The sequence below is a fragment of the Micromonospora sicca genome (assembly GCF_003172935.1).
Classification (GTDB): domain Bacteria; phylum Actinomycetota; class Actinomycetes; order Mycobacteriales; family Micromonosporaceae; genus Micromonospora; species Micromonospora sicca.
In genome coordinates this window covers 1-23,544 of sequence record NZ_QGKS01000277.1, presented here as the reverse complement: position 1 = coordinate 23,544, position 23,544 = coordinate 1, and the positions used below count along the sequence as shown (strand labels likewise).

Here is a 23,544-nt window from a genome sequence, read left to right as displayed (position 1 = left end):
TCCCCCGCTGTCCACCCCACCCGCACCGCCGGCCGGGCCCGCCCGACCGGTGGCGGCACCGCACACCCTTCACCCACCCACCGTCCGCTCCCCCAAGGCGGGAGCATCGAGGGAGACCACCATGAGAAGACGGCAGTTCGTCGCCATCGCGCTCGCCGGCGCGGTGACCCTCGCCGGCTGCGGCGAGACCGCGAACACCAAGGCCCGCGACAACAAGGGCGGCACGACGGTGCTCAACGTCGGCATGCCCAACGGCCCGCAGACCGAGAACCACAACCCGTTCCTCACCACCTCCTCGGCGTCGTCCCTGGGCTACCGCTGGCAGATCTACGAGCCGCTGATGATGTGGAACCCGGTCAAGCCCGCCGACCCGTTCAAGCCGTGGCTGGCCACCAAGGCCGAGTGGAGCACCGACTACACCTCGGTGAAGGTGACCATCCGCGACAACGCCACCTGGTCGGACGGGAAGCCGGTCACCGCCGAGGACGTCGCGTTCACGTACAACCTGGTCAAGGACAACGAGGGCCTGAACCAGTTCGCAACGCCGTACAAGTCGGTGTCGAGCAGCGGCAACGAGGTGACCCTCACCTTCGACTCCCCGCAGTTCGTCAACCAGCAGAAGATCGTCGCCCAGGTTCCGATCGTGCCGAAGCACGTCTGGTCGGCCATCAAGGATCCGTCCACCGACATCAACAAGAACCCGGTCGGCAGCGGGGCGTACACGCTGAAGTCGTTCACCCCGCAGACCACCACCCTGTCGGTACGCACCAGCGGCTACTGGCAGGAACTGCCGAAGGTCAAGGAGCTGCGCTACACGTCGTACACCGACAACAACGCGCAGACCACCGCGCTGGCCAACGGCGAGTCGGAGTGGAGCTTCGTCTTCATCCCCAACGTCAAGACGGTCTTCCAGGCCAAGGACGAGGCGCACCACAAGGTGTGGGCGCCGCCGGTGCTCGGCATCCACGGCCTGTACATCAACACCACGAAGAAGCCGTTCGACAACCCGGCGCTGCGCCGGGCGATGGGCATGGTGATCAACCGGGAGGACATCTTCAACCAGGCCGAGGCGGGCTACTTCCACCCCCTCGTGCGCAGCGTGACCGGACTGCCCAGCCCGGCCGGTGACGCCTACATCTCCGCCGAGTTCAAGGGCCAGGAGCACAAGGTCGACGTCGAGGGGGCGAAGAAGGCGCTCACCGACGCGGGCTTCAAGTACAACGGCAACACCCTGACCGACCCGTCCGGCAAGCCGGTCACCCTCACCCTGACCGACCCGGCCGGCTGGTCGGACTACCAGACCAGCCTGGAGATCGTGAAGGACAACCTGTCGAAGATCGGCATCGCCGCCACCGTCGACAAGGCCAACCAGGACGCCTGGTTCCGCAACGTCGAGGAGGGCAAGTTCGACGCTACCTTCCGGTGGACCAACGGCGGGGCCACCCCGTACGACATCTACCAGACGGTGATGGACGGCCGGCTGCTCAAGCCGGTCGGCAAGTCCTCCCCGGCCGGCAATTTCGGCCGCTTCAACAACCCGCAGGCCACCGCGGCGCTGACCGCGTACGCCAACGCCACCGACGACGCGGCGCGGACGGCGGCGCTGGCCACGCTGCAGAAGGTCTTCGTGGAGCAGGCGCCGATGATCCCGGTCGGCGCGGACAACGTCGGCGCGGCGTACAGCACCAAGAACTGGACCGGCTGGCCGGACGACGCGAACGCCTACGGCGCGGCGCAGCCGACCCAGCCGAACGCGGCCGACGTCGTGCAGCACCTGAAGCCGGCGGGTTCCTGACCGACGTGGTCCGGGCGGCGGCTGCCGCCGCCCGGACCACCGACGGCACCCCTCTCTACCGAGAAGACAGGAACCCGACATGACGACCCCCACCACGGACGCCCCGGCCGTCCGCGAGGAGGTGCTGGAGGCGGTCGGCCTGACCAAGCACTTCCCCGTGAGCAGACGGTTGGGGAGCCTGCTGACCCGCACCCGACCGACCGTGCACGCGGTCGACGACGTGCACCTCACCCTGCGCCGCGGCCAGGTCACCGCCCTGGTCGGCGAGTCCGGCTCCGGCAAGTCGACGGTCGCTCGGCTGCTCGCGCAGCTCTACCCGCGCACCGCGGGCACCGTCCGCCTGCACGGCGAGCCGGTCACCGTCCGCGGTGGTCGGCCCTTCCGGGCGTACGCCCGCCGAGTGCAGCTGATCTTCCAGGACCCGTTCGCGTCGCTGAACCCGGTGCACACCGTGCGCTACCACCTCACCCGGGCGCTGCGCATCCACGGCAACGCCGGCCGTACCGCCGCCGACCTCGACGCGGCGCTGGCGAAGCTCCTGGAACGGGTCTCGCTCACCCCGGCCGAGCGCTACCTGGACAAGTTCCCGCACGAGCTCTCCGGCGGGCAGCGGCAGCGGGTGGCGATCGCCCGGGCGCTGGGCGCCGACCCGGACGTGCTGCTCGCCGACGAGCCGGTCTCCATGCTGGACGTCTCCATCCGGCTCGGCGTGCTGAACCTGCTGCGCGACCTGAAGGAGCGCCTGCACTTGGCGATCCTCTACATCACCCACGACATCGCGTCGGCCCGCTACTTCGCCGACGAGACGCTGGTGATGTACGCCGGCCGCCTGGTGGAGGGCGGCGGCAGCGAGACGGTCACCCAGTCGCCCGCCCACCCGTACACCCGGCTGCTGATCGACTCGGCGCCCGACCCCGACCGGATCACCGGCGACGCCGTGGCCGCCGGGCGGGAGCGGGGCGACGGCGAGCCGCCCAGCCTGATCCGCCCGCCGGCCGGCTGCCGGTTCCACCCGCGCTGCCCGGCGGCCATGCCGCGCTGCACCACCGACCTGCCGCCGCGGCTGGAGGTCGGCGACCGCCCCGACCACTGGGCGGCCTGCTGGCTCTACGACCCGGCCACCGTCGCGGCGGCCCGGGAGGTGAACCGGTGACCTATCTGCTGCGCCGGCTGGCCTTCTACCTGTTCACCGCGTGGGCCGCGCTGACCATCAACTTCTTCATCCCCCGGATGATCCCCGGCGACCCGGTCAAGTCGCTGATCTCCCGCTACCAGGGGCAGCTCAGCACCGACGCGATCAAGTCGCTGTACGTGCTGTTCGGCCTCGACTCCCACGACAGCATCTGGGACCAGTACGTCGACTACTGGAAGCAGCTGTTCCACGGCGACCTCGGCCTGTCGTTCACCGCGTTCCCGGCGCCGGTGTCGGACATGATCGGCGACGCGCTGCCGTGGACCCTCGCCCTGGTCGGGATCACCACCCTGGTGAGCTTCGCCCTCGGCACCGGCCTGGGCGTGCTGGCCGGCTGGCGGCGCGGCTCCTGGATGGACGGGCTGCTGCCGGCCACCACGTTCCTGTCCTCGGTGCCGTACTTCTGGCTGGGACTGGTCGCGATCGCCGTGCTGGCCGGCCCCGGCAGCTTCTTCCCCTCCTCGGGCGGCTACGAGCCGGGTCTGGTGCCGGCCCTGGACACCATCTTCCTGGGCAGCGCGGTGCAGCACAGCCTGCTGCCCGCCGCCACCATCCTGATCTCCTCGATGAGCGGCTGGATCCTCAGCATGCGCAACATGATGGTCACCGTTGCCGCCGAGGACTACATCACCGTCGCCCACGCCAAGGGCCTGCCGGAACGCCGGGTGGCGCTGAACTACGCCGCCCGCAACGCGTTGCTGCCCAACGTCGCCGGCTTCGCGCTGTCGCTGGGTTTCATCGTCGGCGGCACCCTGCTGGTGGAGATCGTCTTCTCCTACCCGGGGCTCGGCTTCCTGCTGTTCCGGGCGGTCGGCGCCAAGGACTACCCGCTGATGCAGGGCATCTTCCTGGTCATCACGTTCTCGGTGCTGGTGGCGAACCTGCTCGCCGACGTGGCGTACCTGCTGCTCGACCCGCGTACCCGCAAGGAGGGCTGAGGCGATGAGCATTCCCACCTCCAGCATCGAGCAGGTCATCCCGAAGCAGGGCGCGATGGCGCAGCCGTCCGCCGCCGCCCGGCGCCGGCGCTGGCGCTTCGTCGCCAACGGCAAGGCCGCCACCGGGCTGGCCCTGGTCGCCGGGTACCTCCTGCTCGCGGTGATCGGGCCGTGGATCGCCCCGTACGAGCCGGACGCCCGCAGCAACGAACTGCTCCAGCCACCATCGGCGCAGCACTGGTTCGGCACCACCCACCTCGGCCAGGACGTGTTCAGCCAGATCCTGGTCGGCGCCCGCGGGGTGATGCTGGTCGGGCTGACCGCCGGGGTGGTGGCCACCGTGTTGTCCGTCCTGGTCGGGGTGACCGCCGGCTACCTCGGCGGCCTGTCCGACGACACCCTGTCGGCGCTGTCCAACGTGTTCCTGGTGATCCCGGCGCTGCCGTTGATCATCATCGTCACGTCCACCATCACCGACGCCGGCGACCTGGTGGTCGCGCTGGTCATCGGCCTCACCTCGTGGGCGTGGGGCGCCCGGGTGCTGCGCGCTCAGACGTTGTCGCTGCGCCGGCGCGACTACGTGGAGGCGGCCCGGGCCACCGGCGAGAGCACCTGGCGGATCATCGGCTTCGAGATCCTGCCGAACCTGACCGCGGTCATCGCCTCCGGCTTCGTCGGCACGGTCATCTTCGCGGTGATGTCCGAGATCACCCTGGCCTTCATCGGCATCTCGTCCGTCTCGTCGTGGAACTGGGGGACGATCCTGTTCTGGGCGCAGAGCCAGCAGGCCCTCGCCCAGGGCGCATGGTGGTGGTTCGTCCCGGCCGGGCTGGCCATCGCGCTGCTGGGCACCGCCCTCGCGCTGATCAACTTCGGCATCGACGAGTTCGTCAGTCCCCGGCTGCGCAGCGCCGGCCGGGCCCGGGTCCGTACCGCCGACGGGCACGTGGTCCGGATGCGGGTGGGTTTCACCCCCGTGCTGGCCCGCCCGGCGACCCTGCCGCCGCCCCGGCCGCGACCCGAGGTGGTCACCCCGCAGCGGAAGGAAGCCGACCGGTGAGCGCGAGGAGTGCAGCGGAGCGGAGCCCCGCAGTCGCGAACGAAGGGGGGCTTCCGGTGAGCGCGAGGAGTGCAGCGGAGCGGAGCCCCGCAGTCGCGAACGAAGGGGGGCTCCGATGAGTGAGCCGGTGCTGGAGATCAGGAAGCTGTGCGTCGACTACGGGCTGGGCGACGAGGCGGTGCACGCCGTCCGCGACGTGGACCTCACCCTGCACCGGGGTGAGGTGCTGGGGCTTGCCGGGGAGAGCGGCAGCGGCAAGTCGACGCTGGCGTACGGGCTGACCCGGCTGCTGCCCCCGCCCGGGGTGATCAGCGGCGGCGAGGTGATCTACCACCCCGTCGACGGGCCGCCGGTGGACGTGCTGTCGCTGTCCCCGGCGCGGCTGCGGGACTTCCGCTGGGCCGAGACGTCCATTGTGTTCCAGGGGGCGATGAACTCGCTCAACCCGGTGCACAAGGTCTCCACCCAGCTGCTCGACGTGATCCGGGCGCACGAGCCGGGGACCACCCGGGCCGCCCGGCTGGCCCGGGCCCGAGACCTGCTCCGGCTGGTCGGGATCGCCGCCGACCGGCTGGACAGCTACCCGCACCAGCTCTCCGGCGGGATGCGGCAACGGGTGATGATCGCGATGGCGCTGGCACTGGAGCCGCAGGTCGTCATCATGGACGAGCCGACCACCGCGCTGGACGTGGTGATGCAGCGGCAGATCCTCGGCCAGCTCGCCGAACTGCGCGAGCGGCTCGGCTTCGCGGTGCTGTTCATCACCCACGACCTGTCGCTGCTGGTGGAGTTCTCCGACCGGATCGCCATCATGTACGGCGGCCGGATCGTGGAGGAGGCGCCGGCCGGCGAGCTGTACCGGCGGGCCCTGCACCCGTACACCGACGGGTTGCTGCACTCCTTCCCGGCGCTGCGCGGCCCCCGCCGCGAGCTGACCGGCATTCCCGGCTCCCCGCCGGACCTGCGCGCCATGCCCACCGGCTGCGCGTTCCATCCCCGCTGCCCCCGGGCCTTCACGCCCTGCGACGCCGAGCTGCCACTACTCGGTCCGCCCGGTGACGACGACCCGGGGCGCGCCGTCGCCTGCTGGCTGCACCCTGCGGCCGCGGCGGTGCCCCGGTGATCCGGCCCGACCACGCACCATCCGAACCACCCGCAACCGCGAGGAGAACCATGGACAGCGACCGCACCGCCTCGGCCACCACCGGGCAGGCCGATCCGATCGACACCCTCCCGCCGACCTTCCGCTGGGGCGTGGCGACCTCGTCGTACCAGATCGAGGGCGCGGTCGCCGAGGACGGTCGTACGCCGTCCATCTGGGACACCTTCTGCCGGGTGCCCGGGGCGGTGGCCAACGGGGACCACGGCGACGTGGCCTGCGACCACTACCACCGGATGCCGCAGGACGTCGCGCTGATCGCGGACCTGGGCCTGGACACGTACCGCTTCTCGGTGGCCTGGCCGCGGGTGCAGCCCGGCGGGCGCGGTCCGGCGAACCCGGCCGGGCTGGCCTTCTACGACCGGCTCGTGGACGAGCTGCTCGGCCGCGGGGTGGACCCGTGGGTCACCCTCTACCACTGGGACCTGCCGCAGGAGCTGGAGGACGCCGGCGGTTGGCCGGTGCGGGACACCGCGTACCGGTTCGCGGACTACGCGGAGCTGGTCTTCGACGCCCTGGGTGACCGGGTGAAGACCTGGACCACCCTCAACGAGCCGTGGTGTTCGGCGATGCTCGGCTACGCCTACGGCGCGCACGCGCCGGGTCGCCGGGACCTGGGCGACGGCATCGCCGCCGCGCACCACCTGCTGCTCGGGCACGGCCTGGCGGTGCAGGGGATGCGGGCGGCGGCCCGCGGGCCGGTGGACCTGGGCATCACCGTCAACCTGGCCACCGCCGACCCGGCCACGGACAGCCCGGCGGACCGGGACGCCGCCCGGGCGGCCGACGGGCTGGGCAACCGCCTCTACCTGGACGCGCTGGTCCACGGCCGCTACCCGGAGGACGTGGTGGCCGACCTGGCGCGCCAGGGGGTGCACATCCCGGTCGAGGAGGGTGACCTGGCGGTCATCTCCACCCCGTTCGACGTGCTGGGGGTGAACTTCTACTTCGGGCAGGTCTTCTCCGGCGTGGACGAGCAGGGGCGGGAGCGGGACGAGGCCGGCCGGCCGGTGCAGCGGGTGGTCCGGCGGGACCTGCCCCGCACCGCGATGGACTGGGAGATCGTCCCGGAGTCCTTCACCGAGCTGCTCGTCCGGCTCAGCCAGGACTACCCGGGCGTGCCGATGGTCATCACCGAGAACGGGGCGGCGTTCGACGACCGGCCCGACGCCGACGGATTCGTCGCCGACGACGACCGGGTGAGGTACCTGACGGAGCACCTGCGGGCGGTGGCCCGGGCCCGGCTGGCCGGGGCGGACGTGCGCGGCTACTTCGCCTGGTCGCTGCTGGACAACTTCGAGTGGGCGTACGGCTACGACAAGCGGTTCGGCATCGTGCGGGTCGACTACGACACCCAGCGGCGCACCCCGAAGCGCAGCGCGCTCTGGTACCGCGACACCGTCCGGCGGGTGCGCGGGGAGCGGTGACCGACGGCGCGGTGGCCGCCCGGAACAGCTCCCGGGCGGCCGCCGCGCCGTGTCCCCCGGGCCCCCGTGCGAGCGCTTTTTTCATGCCTTGACATAAGCAATTTACAAGTGTTCCCTCAGTCATGACCATCGATGTGATGGCTGACTCCGAAGGGAGCACCCGTGCACCCACCACCCCCCACCACGCGCCGCTCGGCGGCCCGCGCCGCCCTGGCGCTCGGCCTCGTCGCCGGCACCGTCGCCCTCGCCCCACCGGCGGCGCGGGCCGCCGGGGAGAGCGTCGACCTCTGGCTCACCACCACCTCCGACGCCGGCGGCCGGACCGTCACCCGTGGCCTGCAACGGCAGAACCCGGTCAGCTTCGCCGCCAGCAGCGGAGCCGCCACGCACACGATCACCGTCGACGAGAACACCCGCTACCAGCAGTTCGAGGGGGCCGGCGCGTCGATCACCGACACCACCGCGTACCTGCTGCGCGGCGGGCCGGTCAGCGCCGCCACCCGCGACGACGTGATGCGCAAGCTGTTCAGCCCGACCGACGGCATCGGCCTGTCGTTCGTGCGCAACCCGATCGGCGCGTCCGACCTGTCCCGGCCCGGCAACGTCTCACTCGACGACACCTGCTGCAACCTGAACGACTTCGGCGCCAACGGCTACGACACCAACGTCGAACTGCTCACCGCGCAGGCCCGGCAGCTCAACCCGGGGCTGCGGGTGATGGTGGTGCCGTGGAGCGCGCCCGGCTGGATGAAGGACAACGGCCGGATGGACCAGATGGGCTGGCTGAAGTACGAGTACTACGCCACCTACGCCCAGTACTTCGTCAAGACCATCCAGGCGTACGCGGCCCGCGGCGTGCAGGTCGACTACCTGTCGGTGCAGAACGAGCCGAACTGCTGCCAGTCCGGCAACCCCACCGCGATGGACTACCCGGGCATGAGCTGGAACTCCTCCGGCCTGGTCGAGCTGACCAAGAACTTCGTCTACCCGGCGTTCCGCGCCGCCGGCATCACCACGAAGGTCCTGGTGCACGACTGGAACTACGGCGACTACGGCAGCATCGGCTCCGGGCTGCTCGCCGACAGCGCGGTGCGCACCGACCCGCTGTTCGGCGGCATCGCCTGGCACGGCTACTGGGGCGACCCGGCGGTCGGCAGCCAGGTCCACGGCCAGTACCCGGCGGTGTCGCAGTTCAGCACCGAGCACTCCGGCGGCACCTGGATCGGCAACCAGCACAACGAGGACATGGCCGACATCGTGAACTACGCCCGGAACTGGAGCCGGAGCGTGGTCAAGTGGAGCCTCGCGGTCAACCAGTTCATGGGCCCGCACAACGGCGGCTGCGGCACCTGCACCGGCCTGATCACCGTGCAGGAGGGCGGGGACCGGGCCGGTCAGGTCGACTACACGGTCGAGTACTACACCACGGGGCACCTGACGAAGTTCGTCCGGCCCGGGGCGTACCGGATCGACTCCACCGCCAACGGCACCGTGCAGAACGTCGCCTGGCGCAACCCCGACGGGTCCAAGGCGCTGATCGCCCACAACGGCGGCACCTCCGCCCAGTCGGTGAAGGTCGTCTGGGGCGGCCAGTCCTTCACCTACACCCTGCCGGCCCGGACGACCGCCACCTTCACCTGGTCGGGCACCCAGTCCGGCGGCGGCGCCCCGACCGGCATGATCACCGGGCTCGGCGGCAAGTGCCTCGACGTCACCGACGGCAGCACCGCCGACGGCACCCCGGCGCAGATCTGGACCTGCTTCGGCGGGCCGAACCAGCAGTGGACCCGCGCCGCCGACGGGACGCTCCGCGCGCTGGGCAAGTGCCTCGACGTCGCCGGCGGCGGCACCGCCAACGGCACCAAGGTGCAGCTGTGGACGTGCAACGGCACGGCCGCCCAGCAGTGGACGTGGACCGCCGGGCGGGACCTGGTGAACCCACAGGCGAACAAGTGCCTCGACGTCACCGGCAACACCTCCGCCGACGGCACCAAGACGCAGATCTGGTCCTGCACGGGTGCCGCCAACCAGAAGTGGAACCTGCCCGCGTGAGCGACGCCGGGCCGGCGCTACCGCGCCGGCCCGGCGGCTCAACGGGCGCGCGAGCGGGGGCGGCCCGCCGGGCGCTGCGACGGCGCGGTCATCCGGACGGCCGGGTCGCGGGGCACCCCGCCCTCGCGCAGCAGCCGAGCCATCGGCAGGGTGGCCGCGCCCATCGCGACCGCGTCCGGTCCGAGCTGGCACAGCTCGATCGAGGTCTGCGCGTACGGCTGGCGCAGCGCGTGCCGCGCGGTGGCCTCGCGGATCTGCGGCAGGTACCGGTCCCCCAGCGCCAGCCCGGCCCAGCCGCCGAGCACCACCCGCTCCGGGTTGAAGAGGTTGACCAGGGTCGCCACGCCCGCGCCGAGGTAGCCGACCGTCTCGTCGAGGACCTTCGCGGCCGTCCGGGTCGGGGAGCGCAGCAGCTCGCCGAAGGCGCTCTCCTCGTCGCCGCCGGCCGCCGGGCGACCCCGGTTGGCCTGCCGGAACCGATCGAGGACTCCCTCCGCCCCGACGTACGCCTCCAGGCAGCCGTGGTTGCCGCAGCGGCAGCGGCGACCGCCGTACACGATCGTGGTGTGGCCCCACTCGCCGGCGCTGCTGTGCGCGCCCCGATAGCCGACCCCGTCGGCCACCACGCTGGCCCCGATCCCGGAGCCGACCAGGGCGATGACGGCGTGTCGGGCGCCCCGGCCGGCGCCGAACCACATCTCGGCCTGGCCGAGGGTCTTCGCGCCGTTGTCGACGTGCACCGGGATGTCGGTGCCGGCGCGCAGCATGGCGCCCAGCGGCACCCCGTCCCAGCCGAGGGTCTGGGCGTGCACCACGGCATCGGCGGTCCGCTCCACCGTCCCGGAGACCGCCACGCCGAAGCCGAGCACCGCGGCCGGGTCGACGCCGGCCTGCTCGACCACCGCGGCCAGCCCGTGCAGCAGGTGGGTGGCCACGGCGTGCGGGTCCGGCTCGGCGGCGGCGATCGGGTACTCCGCCTTGGCCAGCGCGGTCATCGCCAGGTCGAACAGCTCGACCTGGACCCGGGTCTCGCCGACGTCGGCGCCGACCAGGTAGCCGTAGCCGGGGGCGACCCGCAGCAGCACCCGGGGGCGGCCGCCGTCGGACTCCACCGAGCCGGCTTCCTCGACGATCCCTTCGGCGATCATCTCGCCGACCAGGTTGCTCACGCTGGCCAGGCTCAGCGCGGTGCTCTGGCCCAGCTCGTGGCGGCTGAGCGGGCCGTCGAGCCAGATCCGGGTGAGCAGCACGGAGCGGTTGGCGCGGCGCATGTCGCGCACCGTGGTGCGTCTGGCGTCCATGTCCGCCACCTTTCCCCTGTCACCACCCGTGGCGGCCTCACCCGGGATGCGTCATCCCAGATTAATGCCATGAACCAAGCACCGAATAATGCCGGGTCGTCCAGCCGTCCTCCGCACCCCTCCGGCCCTGCGCACCCGGACGGCCACGGTACCGCTCACCGAGCCCCCGGCTCCGGCCCCGTCCAGCCGGCCGTGCCGACACAGGCCTCGTTGCCCTCGGCGTCGGCCAGCACCCAGTACGCCGGCGCGTACTCGTCGGTCAGCAGGCGGCCGCCGGCCGCGACCGCCGCCGCCACCCGCGCCTCCGCCCGGTCGTACGGCACCCAGACGTCGATGTGCATCCGGTTGCGCTGCGGGCGCGGCGCGTCCATCGGCTGGAACCACAGCAGCGGCCCGCGCCCGCGCGGGTCGATCAGGTCCTCGTCGCCGTCCCCCCGGTCGACGTAGCCGAGCAGGGCACGCCAGAACGGCAGCACCTCGGGACCGACCAGCGCGTCGATGGTGACCTGGACGTTCTGCAGACCGGCCGGGTCCGCGGGCAGGCCCAGCTCCCCCGCCACCGCCGAAATCCGCCGGGCCAGCTCCACGTCGCGCGCGGTCAGCCCGTAGAAGCCGGGGACGATCGTGATCAAACGGACGGTCACGCCCGCCTGCCGCACGTCGACGTCCGGGTGGTGGTCGTCCAGGCCGGCCAACTCACCGATCGCCTGGACGAACCGGGCGCCGGCCGCGAACGACCCGGTGCGGAAGTACGCGCACGCTCCCTCGCCCAGCACCCGCCAGTCCCCCACCCCGTCGGCCTCGTGGAACTGCCGCGGGGCGACCCGCTCGGTCGGGTCCGTCGACACCTCGGTCATGTCGCTCCTCTCGCTGGTCGGCCCCCAGGGCGGCGCCGCCGGCCCAGTGTCACCCGGGTTCCCGACACCTTCTGTCGTATACCCGGGTCAGGATGGAACGGTGCGTGCCGCGCGGATGATGATCCTGCTGCTCCAGCTCCAGGTCCGTGGCCAGGCCAGCGCCCGGGAGCTGGCCCGGCAGCTGGAGGTCGGCGAGGGACCGTGCAGCGGGACGTCGAGGCGCTGCTGGCCGCCGGGATACCGGTGCGGTCGACCCGCGGGCCGGCGGGCGGATACCGTCTGGACCGCGGCTACCGCACCCGGCTGACGGGGGTCGGCCTCGACGAGGCCGGGGCGTTGGCGTTTCTCGGCCTCGCCGACCCGGCCGAGCAGCTCGGCCTGGGCGGGATGCTGGAGGGCGCCCGGATGAGGGTCTGGGCCAGCCTCACCGGCGAGGCCCGGGAGCGCGCCTACCGGAACGCGGCGCGGTTCCACCTGGACCCGGTCCGCTGGTACGGCACGCCCGAGCCGGTGCCGTGCCTGACCCAGCTCGCCGACGCGGTCTGGCGCGACCGCCGGGTGCGCCTGCGCTACGTACGGGACGGGCGGGCGACCACCCGGAAGGTCGACCCCCTCGGGCTGGTCCTCGCGGCCGGCGACTGGTACCTGGTCGCCGTGCGCGACGGCGGGCGACGCACCTACCGAGCCTCCCGGAGCCGGTCCCAGCCCGCAGCGGGGCCGCCCCCTCAGCGGTGCTCGCGCTGCGGTCAGCCGATGTCGGCCAGTTTCGGCAGCACCTCGTCGCCGATCCGCCGGGTGTACTCCACCGAGTGCCGGTCCGGCGTGACCTGCCCCTCGGTCACCCCGAGTGCGGAGTACTCGGCCACCTCGGCCGGGCCGTACGCGCCGAGGCTGGCTCCGGGCGGCCGGGCAGGGTCCGACGCAGGGTGTGCTACCGGACCGCGAGCAGCAGCCTGCCGGGGAAGGAGGTCTGCAGGCGTTGGTGCGCCTCCGCCGCCCGCCCGAGGGGGAACGTCTCGGCGACGTGCACCTGGAACGGTCCCGCCTCGATGAGCTCGTTGAGGCGCTGCAACCGCTCGGGACCCGTCTCGCCGTCGTACGCCTGGACCGTCACGCCGGGTCGCTCGCGCGGCGCCGGTTGCACCCCGTTGGGGTAGGCGAGCAGACCACCGTCGCGGAGCGCCTCGGCGAGCCGGTCCAGGGTTGCGCCACCCGCCATCGCCAGGACGCCGTCGACGCCGTCCGGTGCCACCTCGCGGATGCGGGCGAGCACCTCCGTGAGGTCGCCGTGGCCGTCAAGGGACAGGTCGGCGCCGAGCCGGGTCACCAGCGTCACGCCCTCCGCCCCGGACGCCACGGCGATCACGTTGAGTCCCTGCCGCTTCGCCAACTGCACGGCCAGATGCCCCTGGCCGCCGCTCGCGCCGAAGATCAGCACCCACGCCCCGGCCGAGAGGCCCAGGGCGTCCAGTCCGGACAGCGCGGTCAGCGCGTCGGTGGGCATGGCCCCGGCGTGCTCCGCCGGCACACCCCCCGGCAGCTTCGCGACGTACTCCGCCTTCGTCGCCGCGTACTCGGCGTAGAAGCCACCCTTCGGCCGGGTGTACCCGTACACGTAGACCAGGTCGCCCTCCGCGACGTTGGTCACCCGCCGTCCCACCGCGGCGACCGTCCCCGCGGCCTCGGCGCCGGGCACCATCGGGAACGCGGCGCCCTCGGGCACCAGCTTGCCCTCCCGCGCGCGGGCGTCCCACACCCCCACACCGGCGCTCCACACCTTGAGCAGGATCTCGTCGTCGGCGATCTGCGGCACCGGCAGGGTACGCAGGGTGATCACCTCCGGACCTCCGAACTCGTCGAAGGCCGCCGCCTGCATACGCTCGGGCACATCCCCCGCTGTCATGTGCGATTCCTCTCCACCCCGCTGCGCCCGCATCCGGTGAACGCGCCTCCGGGCGCGCGTCGGCACCCACCGCGCTCGTAGCATGTCCTGCCCGTGGCGTCGGGGATCGCTGCCCGGGCGCCGTTCACCCAGTCGGGTCAGCACGGTGGCCGTGCGCACGAAGCCCGGCCACCACCCGGCGACTGTCTCTCCACATTGCGCTACCTGCCCACCGGCGCCGCCAGTGCGCCGGCATCGAGGCGTAGTACCACCGGGGGCCGCCGAGCGTCTTGTGGGCGGCGCAGCAGCACGGCGCCCACCTCCGACCCGGCGTCCAGGCCGAACCGCTGCAGCCCGGGAGCGCCGACGGCACCCGGCGGAACGACCCGGCCCACGCGGCCGACCGCCTGGCCTGCTGATGCGCTGGACACCGGCGCGGGGGACGATGGCGTCATTGCAGAGCGGTTCCGGGTCTGGCCGGCATCCCGTCCCGCTCGGGTCGGCGGCCTTCACCGCCGCTCTACCACGGCTTGAGGGTCCGGGCGCACGGTGGCGTGGGATGGTTCCCTGTGGCGCCGTAGAAGCGACCGGTTCCGGCCGGCCGGATGCATGACGAGGGGGCAGCACCATGACGGATCCCGACACAGAGCTCCGGACCGAGTGGGGCCGGCACAGTGCGGGCCAGCAGATCGGTGGCACGACGGAGACCACGACGTCCCTGTCGGTCTGGGCTCGCGCCGCCCAGCTCGGCCGGGCCGGCGCTGACGAGGACGAGCCGATGGACGAGCACCACATCCTCCGCGGCCTCGAGTAGGACGGACGCGCATCCGCCGGTGCCGACGCCGAAGCGGCCGACGGCCGCTACCAGCTGGAGGTCAGCGAGCGGACCGCCGTCGAGGGCTGCCGCCCCGCCGCGATCCGTGAACGCGTGGCCGAGGAGGCTCGCGGCGCCGCCACGACGCCCGGCAGCCGGCGTCGACCGCCACCGGGTGGCATGGTCCGGAATTCGTCGGTGACCGGGTGGGCATCCGATAGCTTGGGCCGCAGGGCAGCGCCACGCCGACCAGGGCCGACGGTCCCCCGGGCGCGTATCGCGGAGGTGGGTGGCGGCTCAGCACCGATGGCGGTCAGGGCCGGACGTGGTCTCCGGGCGCTCGGCTGACCGAGGGCCGCGAGATCAAGAAGGCCTGCTGTGATGAATGGCGGACGTCGGCCGATAACGCGCACGATGATGATGCGTGGACAGCCGACGGATCTGCTGGAGCTGTTCTTTGATCTTGCGCTCATCGCCAGTCTGACCCTGACGTCGCAGAAGATGGCGAACGAGGACACCTGGACGGGCATGGCTCAGGCGCTGCTCGCCCTCTCGACGCTGTGGGCGGTCTGGGTCACCACCACGTCGTTCACGGACCTCTACAGCCCTCAGCAGCGACCCGTCCAGCTCGTGATCCTGGGGATCATGTTCGGCGGCATGCTGATGTCCGCCGCCCTGCCGACCGCGTTCAGCAGCCATGGCCTGGCCTTCGGCGCCACCTGGGCCGCAATCAACTGGGGTCGCGGGCTGGTGCTCATCGCATCGCTGCGCGGCCGGAGGGAGCGGGAGCGGCCGATCCGTGTCCTGTCGTGGAACACCGTTTCCGGCATCCTGTGGATCGTCGGCGGCCTGGTCCCCAATCCCGGTACGCGTCTCGCGGTGTGGCTGGCCGCGCTCGCCGTGGACTACGTCGCCTTCGGCTTCCGGTTCCGATACCCGGCCGGCCGCGACTGCCGCGGTACGACGTGGTGCCGGAGCACCTGGCCGAGCGGTACCAGCAGATCTACGTCCTCACCCTGGGTGAACTCATTCTGGTCACGGTCCTGACCCTGAGCGACATGCCGTTCAACCTCGGCCGGCTCAGCGCGTTCGCCATCGCGTTCGTCGCGGCCGTCCTGCTGTGGTGGAGCTACGCGCGTGGGGCCGGGGCGAGACTGAGAAGCGCGATCGAGAGGTCCCCGCATCGGTACCGACTGGTCCAGACCAATCCGTACGCCCACTGGCTGATGGTGGTCGGTGTGGTCGGCCTCGCCGCGGGCTTCGAACGGATCATCAAGCATCCCGCGGAACGCCCGGAGGCGGTCCTGACCGCGCTCACCCTGGGCGGCGTCGCGCTGTTCCTGATCGGCCGGGCCACCCTCGACCACGAGGTCCTCGGACGCATCCCGCTCTCCCACGCCGTCGGTGTCCTCGCCGCCGTCGCCCTGGTGCCGACTGCCCCGCACCTGCCGAACCTGGTCCTGAGCCTCGTCGCCACGCTCGTCGTGCTGGGCGTCGCGGCCGTGGAGTTGGTCAGACGACAGCGCGAGGCCGGCTTACCGGCGCCCCCATGACCTGCGGAGCGGCACGTCGGCGAGCACCTTGGCCGCCTCGGCGTCCACCCGCGCCGGCGTGACGATCTCCGCCGGAAGCGCGGCCAGCCAGGTGCGCACGTCGACGCGAACGACATCGGCGAGAACCGCGGCCCGGGCCGGTGCGACCCTGATCCACCACGGTCCTCGCCTTCACCACCGCAGCAGCGCTTGGTCTCGCATGGCTCACCGCGGTAGTCGCCCGGCTGGCCACTGCCTCGGCAGCACCGCAGCGATAGCCGACACGCAGGCTCACGGACTGCCACCGATACGCACATTCCATGATTCGCCACGCCCTACGACATTTCCCAACCCCGACCGACCCGGTCAACGTTTCTGGTCAGAGCACTAGCGCGGCCCTCATGCCGCTGGTCACCCGGTCATACCGATGAGGGATGTTTCGCGAACTGGGCTCGTCGGTTAGGTCGTGGCGCCGAGCAGGGCACCGGCGTGGCGCAGCGCCGCCTGTGTGGTGTCCGGGCGGGCCGGCAGGAGGGGCAGTCGTACCGCGGCGGTGGGAATGCGGCCGTGCGCGTGCAGAACCGCCTTGACGACGGTCGGGTTGGGCTCGGCGAACAGCGCCGTCGACAGGACCGAGAGACGGCGCCCGATCATTCGCGCTCGGCCCGCGTCGCCGGTGCGCCACGCGTCGGCCAGCTCCACGAACTGGGCCGTGGCGACGTGCGCCGAGGCCACGATGCCGCCGTGCGCACCAAGTGCCAGAAGCGGCGAGATGAAGGCATCGTCGCCGCCGAGCACGGCAAAGCCGTTCGGCGGGTCGGCGAGGAGCGCGAGGGTATCGGCATCGATCCCGCCGACGGCGTATTTGACGCCGACCACACCTGGTAGGTCCGCCAGCCGCCGCAGGGCCTCCGCAGACAGGTACTGCCCGGTCCGGTACGGGACGTGATAGACGACGAGCGGTACGGGGCTGGCGGCGGCGAGGTCGGCGAAGTAGGCAAGCACTCCCGCCTCACCCGGGCGCATGAACGGTGGCACCAGGCTCAGCGCAGCCACCACCTCTGGCCGGTCCCGCAACGTATGCAGAGCCTCTGCCGTGCCAGCGCCGACCAGCAGCTGCGCGGAGCGTTCCCGGCAAACCCGAGCGGCGACGTCGACCACGGCGCGTTGCTCGGGGCCGCTGAGCGCGGCCGGCTCTGCGGTGGTGCCGAGCGCGACCACGCCCGTCGCTCCGGCGTCCAGTACCTGGTGCGCGAGGGTTTCCAGCGCGTCGAGGGCTACGGCCCCGACGGCGTCGAACGGGGTGATCAGCGGAACGTACACACCGGTGAGAGTCGTCATCCGTCCAGCCTGTGACGTCCAGGCACTGAAGGTCCAGTTCACCTTTCTCCACAGACTCGTAAGCTCAGCTAATGCTCGACGTTCGCCGACTGCGCCTGCTGCGCGACCTGGCTCACCTTGGCACGATCGCTGCCGTCGCCGAGGCGCACACGTACACACCGTCGGCCGTCTCTCAGCAGCTGGCCGCGTTGGAGCGGGAGGCGGGCGTGCCGCTGCTGGAGCGCACCGGCCGCCGGGTCACGCTCACCCCGGCCGGTGCGGTCCTTGTGCAGCACGCTGAGACCGTCTTGGCCGCCCTCGAGCGGGCGACCGCCGCGTTGGCCGCCGCGGGCACCGGGCTGTCCGGTCCGCTGCGCATCGGCGCGTTCCCCACCGCGGTGCGCACGCTGCTGCCGGCCGCGCTGGTCACGCTCGGTCGCGAACATCCGGGGCTCGAGCTGATGGTGAGCGAGCTGGACCCGGCCGCGATGCCGGACGCGCTGCGCGACCGGCGGCTCGACGTGGGGCTGATGCACGACTACGACGTGGCACCGGTCGAGCCGGACCCCGCCCTGGACGGGGCGCCTCTGCTGGACGAGACGGTATTCCTCGCTGTGCCCGCCGCTGCTCGCGCGGCAGCGGACACCGACCCGATCCGCGGGGCCAGAGACGCCGCCTGGATCGTGGGCAGCCCCGGCACCCTCTGCCACACCGTCGCGCTGCGAGTCTGCCGGACGGCCGGCTTCATGCCCCAGGTGCGCCACCACGCCGACGACTTCGCCACGGTACTGGCGCTGGTCGCGGCCGGCCAAGGGGTCTCGCTGGTGCCACAGCTCGCCGCAGCGCAGCCGCCCGCCGGGGTCCACCTCGTCCCGCTGCCCACCCGGAGACGGACCCGCATCACGTATCGGCGGGGGGCGGCCACCCACCCGGCTGTGGCCGCGTGCGTCACCGCGATCCGCGCGTCCACCATGGCCTACCTCGGCCAGTGAGCACCACTGGGCCGCCGCACCCGGCATCACGACGAGCTCGAAATGCCGACTCTCCGTCGGGACGGGTCTGTGGCCGGCCGATGAGTTTGGGATGATGCGCCGGTCTACCTACCGACACCACCTGACTCGAAGGGATCACCCCGATGGCAAAGGTCATCTCCACCCTGTTCATCTCGGCCGACGGTGTGGCCGAGATCGACCCCGATTGGCACTTCCCGTACTTCGACGAGAACATGGGCCGCGCCGTCGGCGAGGACTATGACACCGCTGACGTGCTGCTCATCGGCCGCGAGACCTACGACAGCTTCGCCGGAGCCTGGCCCGACCGTGAGGCCGCGGGTGGGGACGACGCACCGTTCGCCAAACAACTCGGGGACGTGCGCAAGGTGGTCGTCTCGCGCCAGCCGCTGGAGTTCTCCTGGCGCAACTCCGAGCTGATCAAGGGCGATCTCCTCGATGCCGTCACCTCGCTCAAGGCCGATGCCGGCATCAGAGGCATCCTCATCCCCGGGTCGATCTCCGTGGTGCAGCAACTGCTCGCCGCGGGACTGGTCGATGAGCTGCGCCTGCTGGTGCATCCGGTGGCGGCGCGTAAGGGCCGCAAGCTGTTCGACGACGGCGACGCGCCGTACCACCTGAGAATGACGGCGACGGAGGCGTTTCCGACGGGCGTGATCCGCGTGATCTACGCGCCGACCGCAGCACCCACCAAGGTCGGTTACGACGAGGTCAAGGACCAGGTACCAGGAGGGAAATAGCCGCCTTTGCGGGGAGGATCGCCACAGCGGCGCCACATCCGTCGGTCGGCGATGTGATCGTCTGATACCGCCACACGTGGGCGCGATCCGCGGACAAGTACCTCACGTCCCCGGCAGCGCAGTGCTCACCTACCTGATCCCGCGCACTGTCATGCCGCTGATGGTGCGCGGCCAACATGCCGAGGACCGGGCAGTCGGTCCGACGTCGATCAGGTCGCCTTCCGTGTCGCGCCTGTCCGCAAGGGCGTCGAGGTCCCGTTCGGCGAACTGCCGGTGGTGCCACTCCTCGTTCAGGACGATCAGCAGGCACTCGCGTACCGGGAAGCTTTCCGGCGGCGGCCAGCCGGTCCCCTCGACGGGCTCGGTGCGGCTGGCCAGGGACTCGTCGGCAGGCCGTCGACCACCGTGCGCACGGTCGCCATCCAGTCGCGGCGCAGCGCCAGGATCTCGTCGAGCGAGGGACGGGCCTCGCGGTCCCGCGGGATCCCCGGGGTGTCCGGCATCTCGTCCCGCGGCAGGTCGAGCGGGTCCCACGGCGAGGGGTCGCCGAGGATGGCCCGCCGCACCCACGCGTCGGCGGCGAACACCAGGTGGCGCAGGGAGCACTCAGACGCGACGATCATCGCCCTGACGATCGATTCACCCGGCTACGTGCCCTGGTGGCCGCGCCCACAGGTCACGCTGCTCACCATCCTGGTCCACATGCTCACCGAGACGAGCCGTCACGCCGGACACGCCGACATCCTGCGCGAACAGCTCGACGGCTTGACAGGTACAGCAGCCGGAGACGCCAACGCCCAGCGCGACGCGGCCTTCTGGGAAGCCAGACGCACGCAGATCGAGCGGGCCGCCAAGGCAGCCGGTCCTACCATTGCCTGAGGCGCGTTCGTGAGCCGGTGATCGTCGCCGTTGAGCGGTGGTTGACGATGGTCGGGTGCAGGTGATCTCGGCATCGCGCCCGGAGTGGATCTACCCGTTTGCCGGGCTTCGCCCGATCCAGTTCCGCCGCCCGGAGGACCAGATCGCCATCGTCGCCGGCACCCTCGTGCCGACCCGCGACCACCGCCTGGCAACCCGTCGAAGAACTACCGCTACTCGGCCAACCTGCAGGTCGCCATCGACGCCAACACCCGCCTGGTCATCGCCCTTGGCCAGCCGCGACCGGGCAACCGCAACGACACACTCGTCTACCGCCCAGCGTCGGCGTGTCTGCGCGATCTGAGTCGATGGGTTCGGTGGCGCCGGGGTGACGAGGTATCCGGCTGGTGATGAGGTATCCGGCTGGTGGTGGGATGAACGCGGCGGGCCGGACGCGGAGGGAGGGGTCCGGCAGCAGGCCGCCCTGACCCACTGGGCAACCCGGCGCGCTGTGGTCAGTTCCCTTTCACGCAGAACTCGTTGCCGTCGGGATCGGCCAGCACGACGGCGCCGTCCTCACCGACCTCGAGCCGAGTGGCCCCGAGGGAGACCAGCCGGTCGACCTCCGCCTGCTGGTCGCCACCGGCCGGGGCGAGGTCGAAGCGCTGCCGGTTCCTCACCTCTTTCGGGGCCACGGGCGGGCCTCCCCACGCGACCTTTGTGCCGCCGTGCGGTGACTGGATCGCGGTCTCCTGGTCCTGGTCCCACACCAGCGGCCAGCCCAGCGCCTCGCTCCAGAAGAGGCCGACCTCACGGGTGCCGTCGCAGGCGAGCTCCGCGAGCAAGCCGCACCCGGCGAGGAAGGCGTTGCCCGGCTCGATCACGCAGAACTCGTTGCCCTCGGGGTCGGCCAGGACGACGTGCCCCTCCTCAGGGCGCTGCCCGACGTCGAGGTGGCCGGCGCCGAGCCCCAGCGCCGTCGCCACCGTGTGCTGCTGGTCGGCGCGGCTGGCGCTGGTCAGGTGAAGGTGCATGCGGTTCGGCCCCACCTTCTCCGCGCGGCTCGGGACGAACCGGAGGCTGAGCTGGGTGTCCTCGCCAGGCAGGAGCGCACCACCGGCGTCCTCGACGACCTCCCGGCCAAGCACGCCGGCCCAGAACTGCGCCAGGCGAGCCGCGTCGTGCGCATCGAAGGTCACCGTCAGCATTCGCGAGAGCATCACCGCACAGTAGACACGGGCCAGCAAGACAACAAGGCTAAACTGGGGCCGGACGTATCGCGAGTGGCGCAGGGCGCGTGATGACAGTCGCGCGCCAGATATCCGCGCGCACTGCCATGGTCGTGGTTCCCTTACTTGCAAGGGCGTTGGCGTGGATGGCACCAGTGACCAGACGCACGTACGGGGCCGGCCCGCTCCGGCGAGGCAGTGCGCTCTTTGCCGCAGGTCGTGCGCGCCGGCTGGACGCACGCCATCGCCTACAGTGGCCAGCGCTCGGCACCGCACGGCACTCCGCAACTGCCGAATTGAGGACGTCCGCCGGGTCGGATCTCTGGCCAGGGCAGCTGGGTTCTTTACGCTCGTGATCCTCATGCCGGATCCTTAGCTCTGGGAGATCACCGACTATCCGGCAGGGAGCACGCTCTATCGGGAGAGCTCGGATCCGAGGACGTGGCTCGTCGTCGGTGGTCTGCTGCGGGTCTACATGGCCTCTCGGGGGGACGGCAGCTGACGGTTCGGTATGCGCGCACCTGCGACGTGTTGGGGATCGCGGTTCTCGTCGGAGGGCCGGCCGATGTCGGCCTTCAGACGCTGGCCGAGCCGAGGCTGTTCCGGATCGACTCACCGACGTTGACGGCGCCGGCGCTGCGCGATGCCCGAGTTTCGTGGGCGCTGGCGGAGGAGCTGAACCGAAGGCTGTACGAGACGCTGCAGCAGACCGCCATCAACGCCTTCGGGTCGCTACGGCAGCGGGTGGCCGCGCATCTGCTGGATCTCGCCTTCGCTGAGCAGCGGCTGGTGGTGACCTCACCGGACAGCATCCAGATCCTCGACCCGGCAGGGCTCCACGACCAATCCTGGTACGCGACCGCCCCGTAACGAACTGCCCGCGTGACGTCCGCTACGCGGCGCCGCTACCGAAGTCACTGACATACCTATGAACCAGGCGAAGGCTGGTGTCGACTCGCCCGATCAGGTCGGCGAGCACAATAGAGCGAGCCACATGTCCAGCGTTGCTGCCACATCAAAGGCGGAGAAGTCACGAACGACCAGACCCTGATGCCGTTCCCCGAGTCGCTCGACGTCATGGGCGACGGCTCGCGGGAGGTCACCACTACTGCTGGCCGGTGATCTCACCTACGGGGCGGACTGCTGGAACGACGCCAGCTTCCCGGCGTCGGCGACCGGAGCCAAGTCGCCAAGACCACCGACCAGGTACTCGCCCTCAAGCAGCGGATGCCGGGCCCGGTCATCCTGTTTGCCCACGACCCGCCTGCGGCACAGCTCCTGCTGCGCAGCGCACAGTGAGGAGATCGGCTCAGATGAAGTTCACCAACACGGTCACGATCAACCGCCGGCCCGCCGAGGTGTTCGGGTTCCTCGCGCACTTCGAGAACCTGCCGCTGTGGAACTACGCGATCAGCGAGACCCGGAAGATCTCCGGCGGCGCGGTGGGCGTCGGCTCGCACTACCGGCAAACCCGGACGCTTCCCACCCGAAGCGAGGAGACGTTCGAAGTGACCGAGTTCGAGCTGGACCGCCGACTCTCGATCCGAGGTGCTCTCGGGCCTTTCCACTCCGAGGCTACCTACCTGTTCGCCCCGACGGGAAACGGCACCACCCTCACAAACACCATGAATCTCCAGCCCTCAGGTCCGCTGCGGCTCATTGCGCCATTGGCGGCTTCCGGCGTCAAGTCGGCGGTGGCCGCCAACCTCGGCACTCTCAAACGGATCCTCGAGAAGGGCGGCCGACCTGCCGACGGGTGAACGCAAAGACGCACTCTTCTGCCTCGGACAACGCGCCGATCCTGACGGGGCGCTCTCACCCTGGGTAGTGGTCGCCTGGGGCGGCCGGCGCCAAGGTCAGACGGCCGCGCTCGGGTGGCGTCGAGACTCGCGAACATGGACGTCCGCCGTACCTGGGCGGCGCACAGACTGAGCACCACTGTGGAACACGGCGTCCTTCCCTCAGTGGCACCGGCGTGTCCCTTTCACGCCTTGGCCCAAGTGCTGACAGAGCACCGCCCGTTTACATTTAACAAAGTTTACTGATAACCTCCGCGCATCGATGAGGAGGCATATGATGCGACTTCGACCTGGGCTGACCGCCGTGCTCGGTGCCGCCGCGCTGCTGGCCGCCGGCGCCGCCCTACCGACCGCCACCGGACTGGCCGCCAGCGCCGGCGAGACCGCACTGGTGGCCTGCTCCGCCCCCGCCTGGGCGGAAGGCGTCACCTGGACCGCGGGCAGCCGGGCCACCTACGCCGGCCGTCTCTACCAGGCGCTCGTGACGCACACCCCGCCGGTGGGCGCCGGCTGGACCCCGCCCGCCACACCGGCCCTCTGGACCGACCTCGGCGCCTGCACCGCCACCCCGTCCCCGAC

General features: G+C 71.5%; 22 protein-coding genes and 3 pseudogenes. 18 read left to right on the top strand and 7 right to left on the bottom strand.

The window, feature by feature from the left end:
• The first annotated feature begins 121 nt into the window (after positions 1-121).
• The 7 genes from DKT69_RS22475 to DKT69_RS22445 all read left to right on the top strand — a co-directional run bounded on the left by DKT69_RS22475 (position 122) and on the right by DKT69_RS22445 (position 9,623).
• A complete protein-coding gene (locus DKT69_RS22475) occupies positions 122-1,795 on the top strand; it encodes an ABC transporter substrate-binding protein (RefSeq protein WP_109803492.1) in 1,674 nt (557 codons plus the stop codon).
• A gap of 79 nt (positions 1,796-1,874) precedes the next feature.
• Positions 1,875-2,948: an ABC transporter ATP-binding protein gene (locus tag DKT69_RS22470; protein ID WP_109803491.1), complete on the top strand. Its 1,074-nt coding sequence runs from the start codon at positions 1,875-1,877 to the stop codon at positions 2,946-2,948.
• The gene (locus tag DKT69_RS22465) at positions 2,945-3,925 is read left to right on the top strand and encodes an ABC transporter permease (protein ID WP_109803490.1); all 981 of its coding nucleotides are present in this window, start codon (positions 2,945-2,947) and stop codon (positions 3,923-3,925) included. The genes DKT69_RS22470 and DKT69_RS22465 overlap by 4 nt, the downstream gene beginning before the upstream one ends.
• 4 nt (positions 3,926-3,929) lie before the next feature.
• Complete coding sequence (locus DKT69_RS22460) at positions 3,930-4,985, top strand: ABC transporter permease (protein WP_109803489.1); 1,056 nt, start codon at positions 3,930-3,932, stop codon at positions 4,983-4,985.
• A gap of 115 nt (positions 4,986-5,100) precedes the next feature.
• Positions 5,101-6,108, top strand: coding sequence for an ABC transporter ATP-binding protein (locus tag DKT69_RS22455; protein ID WP_109803488.1), 1,008 nt, complete (start codon positions 5,101-5,103; stop codon positions 6,106-6,108).
• 50 nt (positions 6,109-6,158) lie between these two features.
• Positions 6,159-7,571 carry a GH1 family beta-glucosidase gene (locus tag DKT69_RS22450; RefSeq protein WP_109803487.1) on the top strand — a complete coding sequence of 471 codons (1,413 nt, stop codon included), beginning with the start codon at positions 6,159-6,161 and terminating at the stop codon, positions 7,569-7,571.
• Between the two features lie 162 nt (positions 7,572-7,733).
• Positions 7,734-9,623: an RICIN domain-containing protein gene (locus tag DKT69_RS22445; protein WP_236648163.1), complete on the top strand. Its 1,890-nt coding sequence runs from the start codon at positions 7,734-7,736 to the stop codon at positions 9,621-9,623.
• Positions 9,624-9,661: 38 nt separating this feature from the next.
• On the opposite strand, the gene DKT69_RS22440 is transcribed toward DKT69_RS22445, so the two are convergent.
• Positions 9,662-10,924, bottom strand: a complete 1,263-nt coding sequence (locus DKT69_RS22440) for an ROK family protein (RefSeq protein ID WP_109803485.1) — start codon at positions 10,922-10,924, stop codon at positions 9,662-9,664.
• Between the two features lie 155 nt (positions 10,925-11,079).
• A complete protein-coding gene (locus DKT69_RS22435; protein ID WP_109803484.1) occupies positions 11,080-11,781 on the bottom strand; it encodes a 4a-hydroxytetrahydrobiopterin dehydratase in 702 nt (233 codons plus the stop codon).
• A gap of 100 nt (positions 11,782-11,881) precedes the next feature.
• On the opposite strand from DKT69_RS22435, the gene DKT69_RS39100 reads away from it, so the two are divergent.
• Together DKT69_RS39100 and DKT69_RS41185 are read left to right on the top strand one after the other, a co-directional pair.
• Positions 11,882-12,088: a hypothetical protein gene (locus DKT69_RS39100; protein WP_201749799.1), complete on the top strand. Its 207-nt coding sequence runs from the start codon at positions 11,882-11,884 to the stop codon at positions 12,086-12,088.
• 80 nt (positions 12,089-12,168) lie between these two features.
• A pseudogene (locus DKT69_RS41185) lies at positions 12,169-12,462 on the top strand (WYL domain-containing protein); the annotation flags it as partial.
• Positions 12,463-12,712: 250 nt separating this feature from the next.
• Here DKT69_RS41185 and DKT69_RS22415 read toward each other — a convergent pair.
• On the bottom strand, positions 12,713-13,684 hold the full coding sequence (locus DKT69_RS22415) for an NADP-dependent oxidoreductase (RefSeq protein ID WP_201749797.1): 972 nt from the start codon (positions 13,682-13,684) through the stop codon (positions 12,713-12,715).
• A 607-nt stretch (positions 13,685-14,291) separates the two neighbouring features.
• On the opposite strand from DKT69_RS22415, the gene DKT69_RS22410 reads away from it, so the two are divergent.
• Together DKT69_RS22410 and DKT69_RS41180 are read left to right on the top strand one after the other, a co-directional pair.
• The gene (locus DKT69_RS22410) at positions 14,292-14,477 is read left to right on the top strand and encodes a hypothetical protein (RefSeq protein ID WP_109803481.1); all 186 of its coding nucleotides are present in this window, start codon (positions 14,292-14,294) and stop codon (positions 14,475-14,477) included.
• A 381-nt stretch (positions 14,478-14,858) separates the two neighbouring features.
• A pseudogene (locus tag DKT69_RS41180) lies at positions 14,859-16,030 on the top strand (low temperature requirement protein A).
• Between the two features lie 438 nt (positions 16,031-16,468).
• Here DKT69_RS41180 and DKT69_RS22400 read toward each other — a convergent pair.
• Positions 16,469-17,350: a dihydrodipicolinate synthase family protein gene (locus tag DKT69_RS22400; protein WP_109803479.1), complete on the bottom strand. Its 882-nt coding sequence runs from the start codon at positions 17,348-17,350 to the stop codon at positions 16,469-16,471.
• Positions 17,351-17,421: 71 nt separating this feature from the next.
• Here DKT69_RS22400 and DKT69_RS22395 point away from each other — a divergent pair, with 71 nt between their 5' ends.
• A complete protein-coding gene (locus DKT69_RS22395; protein WP_109803478.1) occupies positions 17,422-18,321 on the top strand; it encodes a LysR family transcriptional regulator in 900 nt (299 codons plus the stop codon).
• 143 nt (positions 18,322-18,464) lie between these two features.
• Positions 18,465-19,079: a dihydrofolate reductase family protein gene (locus tag DKT69_RS22390; protein WP_109803477.1), complete on the top strand. Its 615-nt coding sequence runs from the start codon at positions 18,465-18,467 to the stop codon at positions 19,077-19,079.
• A 299-nt stretch (positions 19,080-19,378) separates the two neighbouring features.
• Here DKT69_RS22390 and DKT69_RS22385 read toward each other — a convergent pair whose 3' ends face one another.
• Entirely contained in the window at positions 19,379-19,702 is a 324-nt protein-coding gene (locus tag DKT69_RS22385) for a DinB family protein (RefSeq protein WP_236648161.1), read from the bottom strand.
• On the opposite strand from DKT69_RS22385, the gene DKT69_RS22380 reads away from it, so the two are divergent.
• Entirely contained in the window at positions 19,632-19,958 is a 327-nt protein-coding gene (locus DKT69_RS22380; RefSeq protein ID WP_109803494.1) for a mycothiol transferase, read from the top strand. The genes DKT69_RS22385 and DKT69_RS22380 overlap by 71 nt on opposite strands.
• Positions 19,959-20,022: 64 nt before the next feature.
• Positions 20,023-20,273 (top strand): annotated as a pseudogene (locus DKT69_RS22375) (hypothetical protein); the annotation flags it as partial.
• A 179-nt stretch (positions 20,274-20,452) separates the two neighbouring features.
• On the opposite strand, the gene DKT69_RS22370 reads toward DKT69_RS22375, so the two are convergent.
• Positions 20,453-21,157 (bottom strand): VOC family protein, encoded by a 705-nt coding sequence (locus DKT69_RS22370; protein ID WP_109803493.1) that lies wholly within the window; start codon positions 21,155-21,157, stop codon positions 20,453-20,455.
• 540 nt (positions 21,158-21,697) lie between these two features.
• Between DKT69_RS22370 and DKT69_RS22365 the strand changes: the two genes are divergently transcribed.
• Complete coding sequence (locus DKT69_RS22365; protein ID WP_146231176.1) at positions 21,698-22,036, top strand: cyclic nucleotide-binding domain-containing protein; 339 nt, start codon at positions 21,698-21,700, stop codon at positions 22,034-22,036.
• Positions 22,037-22,294: 258 nt separating this feature from the next.
• On the opposite strand, the gene DKT69_RS40660 is transcribed toward DKT69_RS22365, so the two are convergent.
• Positions 22,295-22,423 (bottom strand): hypothetical protein, encoded by a 129-nt coding sequence (locus tag DKT69_RS40660; RefSeq protein WP_255420221.1) that lies wholly within the window; start codon positions 22,421-22,423, stop codon positions 22,295-22,297.
• Positions 22,424-22,479: 56 nt separating this feature from the next.
• Between DKT69_RS40660 and DKT69_RS22360 the strand changes: the two genes are divergently transcribed.
• A complete protein-coding gene (locus DKT69_RS22360) occupies positions 22,480-22,926 on the top strand; it encodes an SRPBCC family protein (RefSeq protein WP_109803475.1) in 447 nt (148 codons plus the stop codon).
• 316 nt (positions 22,927-23,242) lie between these two features.
• A partial coding sequence (locus DKT69_RS22355) for a carbohydrate-binding protein (RefSeq protein WP_368666266.1) occupies positions 23,243-23,544 on the top strand: 302 nt, incomplete at its 3' end.

Excerpts from the sequence above, each read along its gene's own strand:
- DKT69_RS22360 (WP_109803475.1), top strand. The coding sequence starts at position 22,480 with ATGAAGTTCACCAACACGGTCACGATCAACCGCCGGCCCGCCGAGGTG.
- DKT69_RS22460 (WP_109803489.1), top strand. The coding sequence starts at position 3,930 with ATGAGCATTCCCACCTCCAGCATCGAGCAGGTCATCCCGAAGCAGGGC.
- DKT69_RS22390 (WP_109803477.1), top strand. The coding sequence starts at position 18,465 with ATGGCAAAGGTCATCTCCACCCTGTTCATCTCGGCCGACGGTGTGGCC.
- DKT69_RS22400 (WP_109803479.1), bottom strand. The coding sequence starts at position 17,350 with ATGACGACTCTCACCGGTGTGTACGTTCCGCTGATCACCCCGTTCGAC.
- DKT69_RS22450 (WP_109803487.1), top strand. The coding sequence starts at position 6,159 with ATGGACAGCGACCGCACCGCCTCGGCCACCACCGGGCAGGCCGATCCG.
- DKT69_RS22435 (WP_109803484.1), bottom strand. The coding sequence starts at position 11,781 with ATGACCGAGGTGTCGACGGACCCGACCGAGCGGGTCGCCCCGCGGCAG.
- DKT69_RS22440 (WP_109803485.1), bottom strand. The coding sequence starts at position 10,924 with ATGGACGCCAGACGCACCACGGTGCGCGACATGCGCCGCGCCAACCGC.
- DKT69_RS22395 (WP_109803478.1), top strand. The coding sequence starts at position 17,422 with ATGCTCGACGTTCGCCGACTGCGCCTGCTGCGCGACCTGGCTCACCTT.
- DKT69_RS22415 (WP_201749797.1), bottom strand. The coding sequence starts at position 13,684 with ATGACAGCGGGGGATGTGCCCGAGCGTATGCAGGCGGCGGCCTTCGAC.
- DKT69_RS22470 (WP_109803491.1), top strand. The coding sequence starts at position 1,875 with ATGACGACCCCCACCACGGACGCCCCGGCCGTCCGCGAGGAGGTGCTG.
- DKT69_RS22410 (WP_109803481.1), top strand. The coding sequence starts at position 14,292 with ATGACGGATCCCGACACAGAGCTCCGGACCGAGTGGGGCCGGCACAGT.
- DKT69_RS22455 (WP_109803488.1), top strand. The coding sequence starts at position 5,101 with ATGAGTGAGCCGGTGCTGGAGATCAGGAAGCTGTGCGTCGACTACGGG.
- DKT69_RS22380 (WP_109803494.1), top strand. The coding sequence starts at position 19,632 with ATGGCCCGCCGCACCCACGCGTCGGCGGCGAACACCAGGTGGCGCAGG.
- DKT69_RS22475 (WP_109803492.1), top strand. The coding sequence starts at position 122 with ATGAGAAGACGGCAGTTCGTCGCCATCGCGCTCGCCGGCGCGGTGACC.
- DKT69_RS22385 (WP_236648161.1), bottom strand. The coding sequence starts at position 19,702 with ATGATCGTCGCGTCTGAGTGCTCCCTGCGCCACCTGGTGTTCGCCGCC.
- DKT69_RS22370 (WP_109803493.1), bottom strand. The coding sequence starts at position 21,157 with ATGCTCTCGCGAATGCTGACGGTGACCTTCGATGCGCACGACGCGGCT.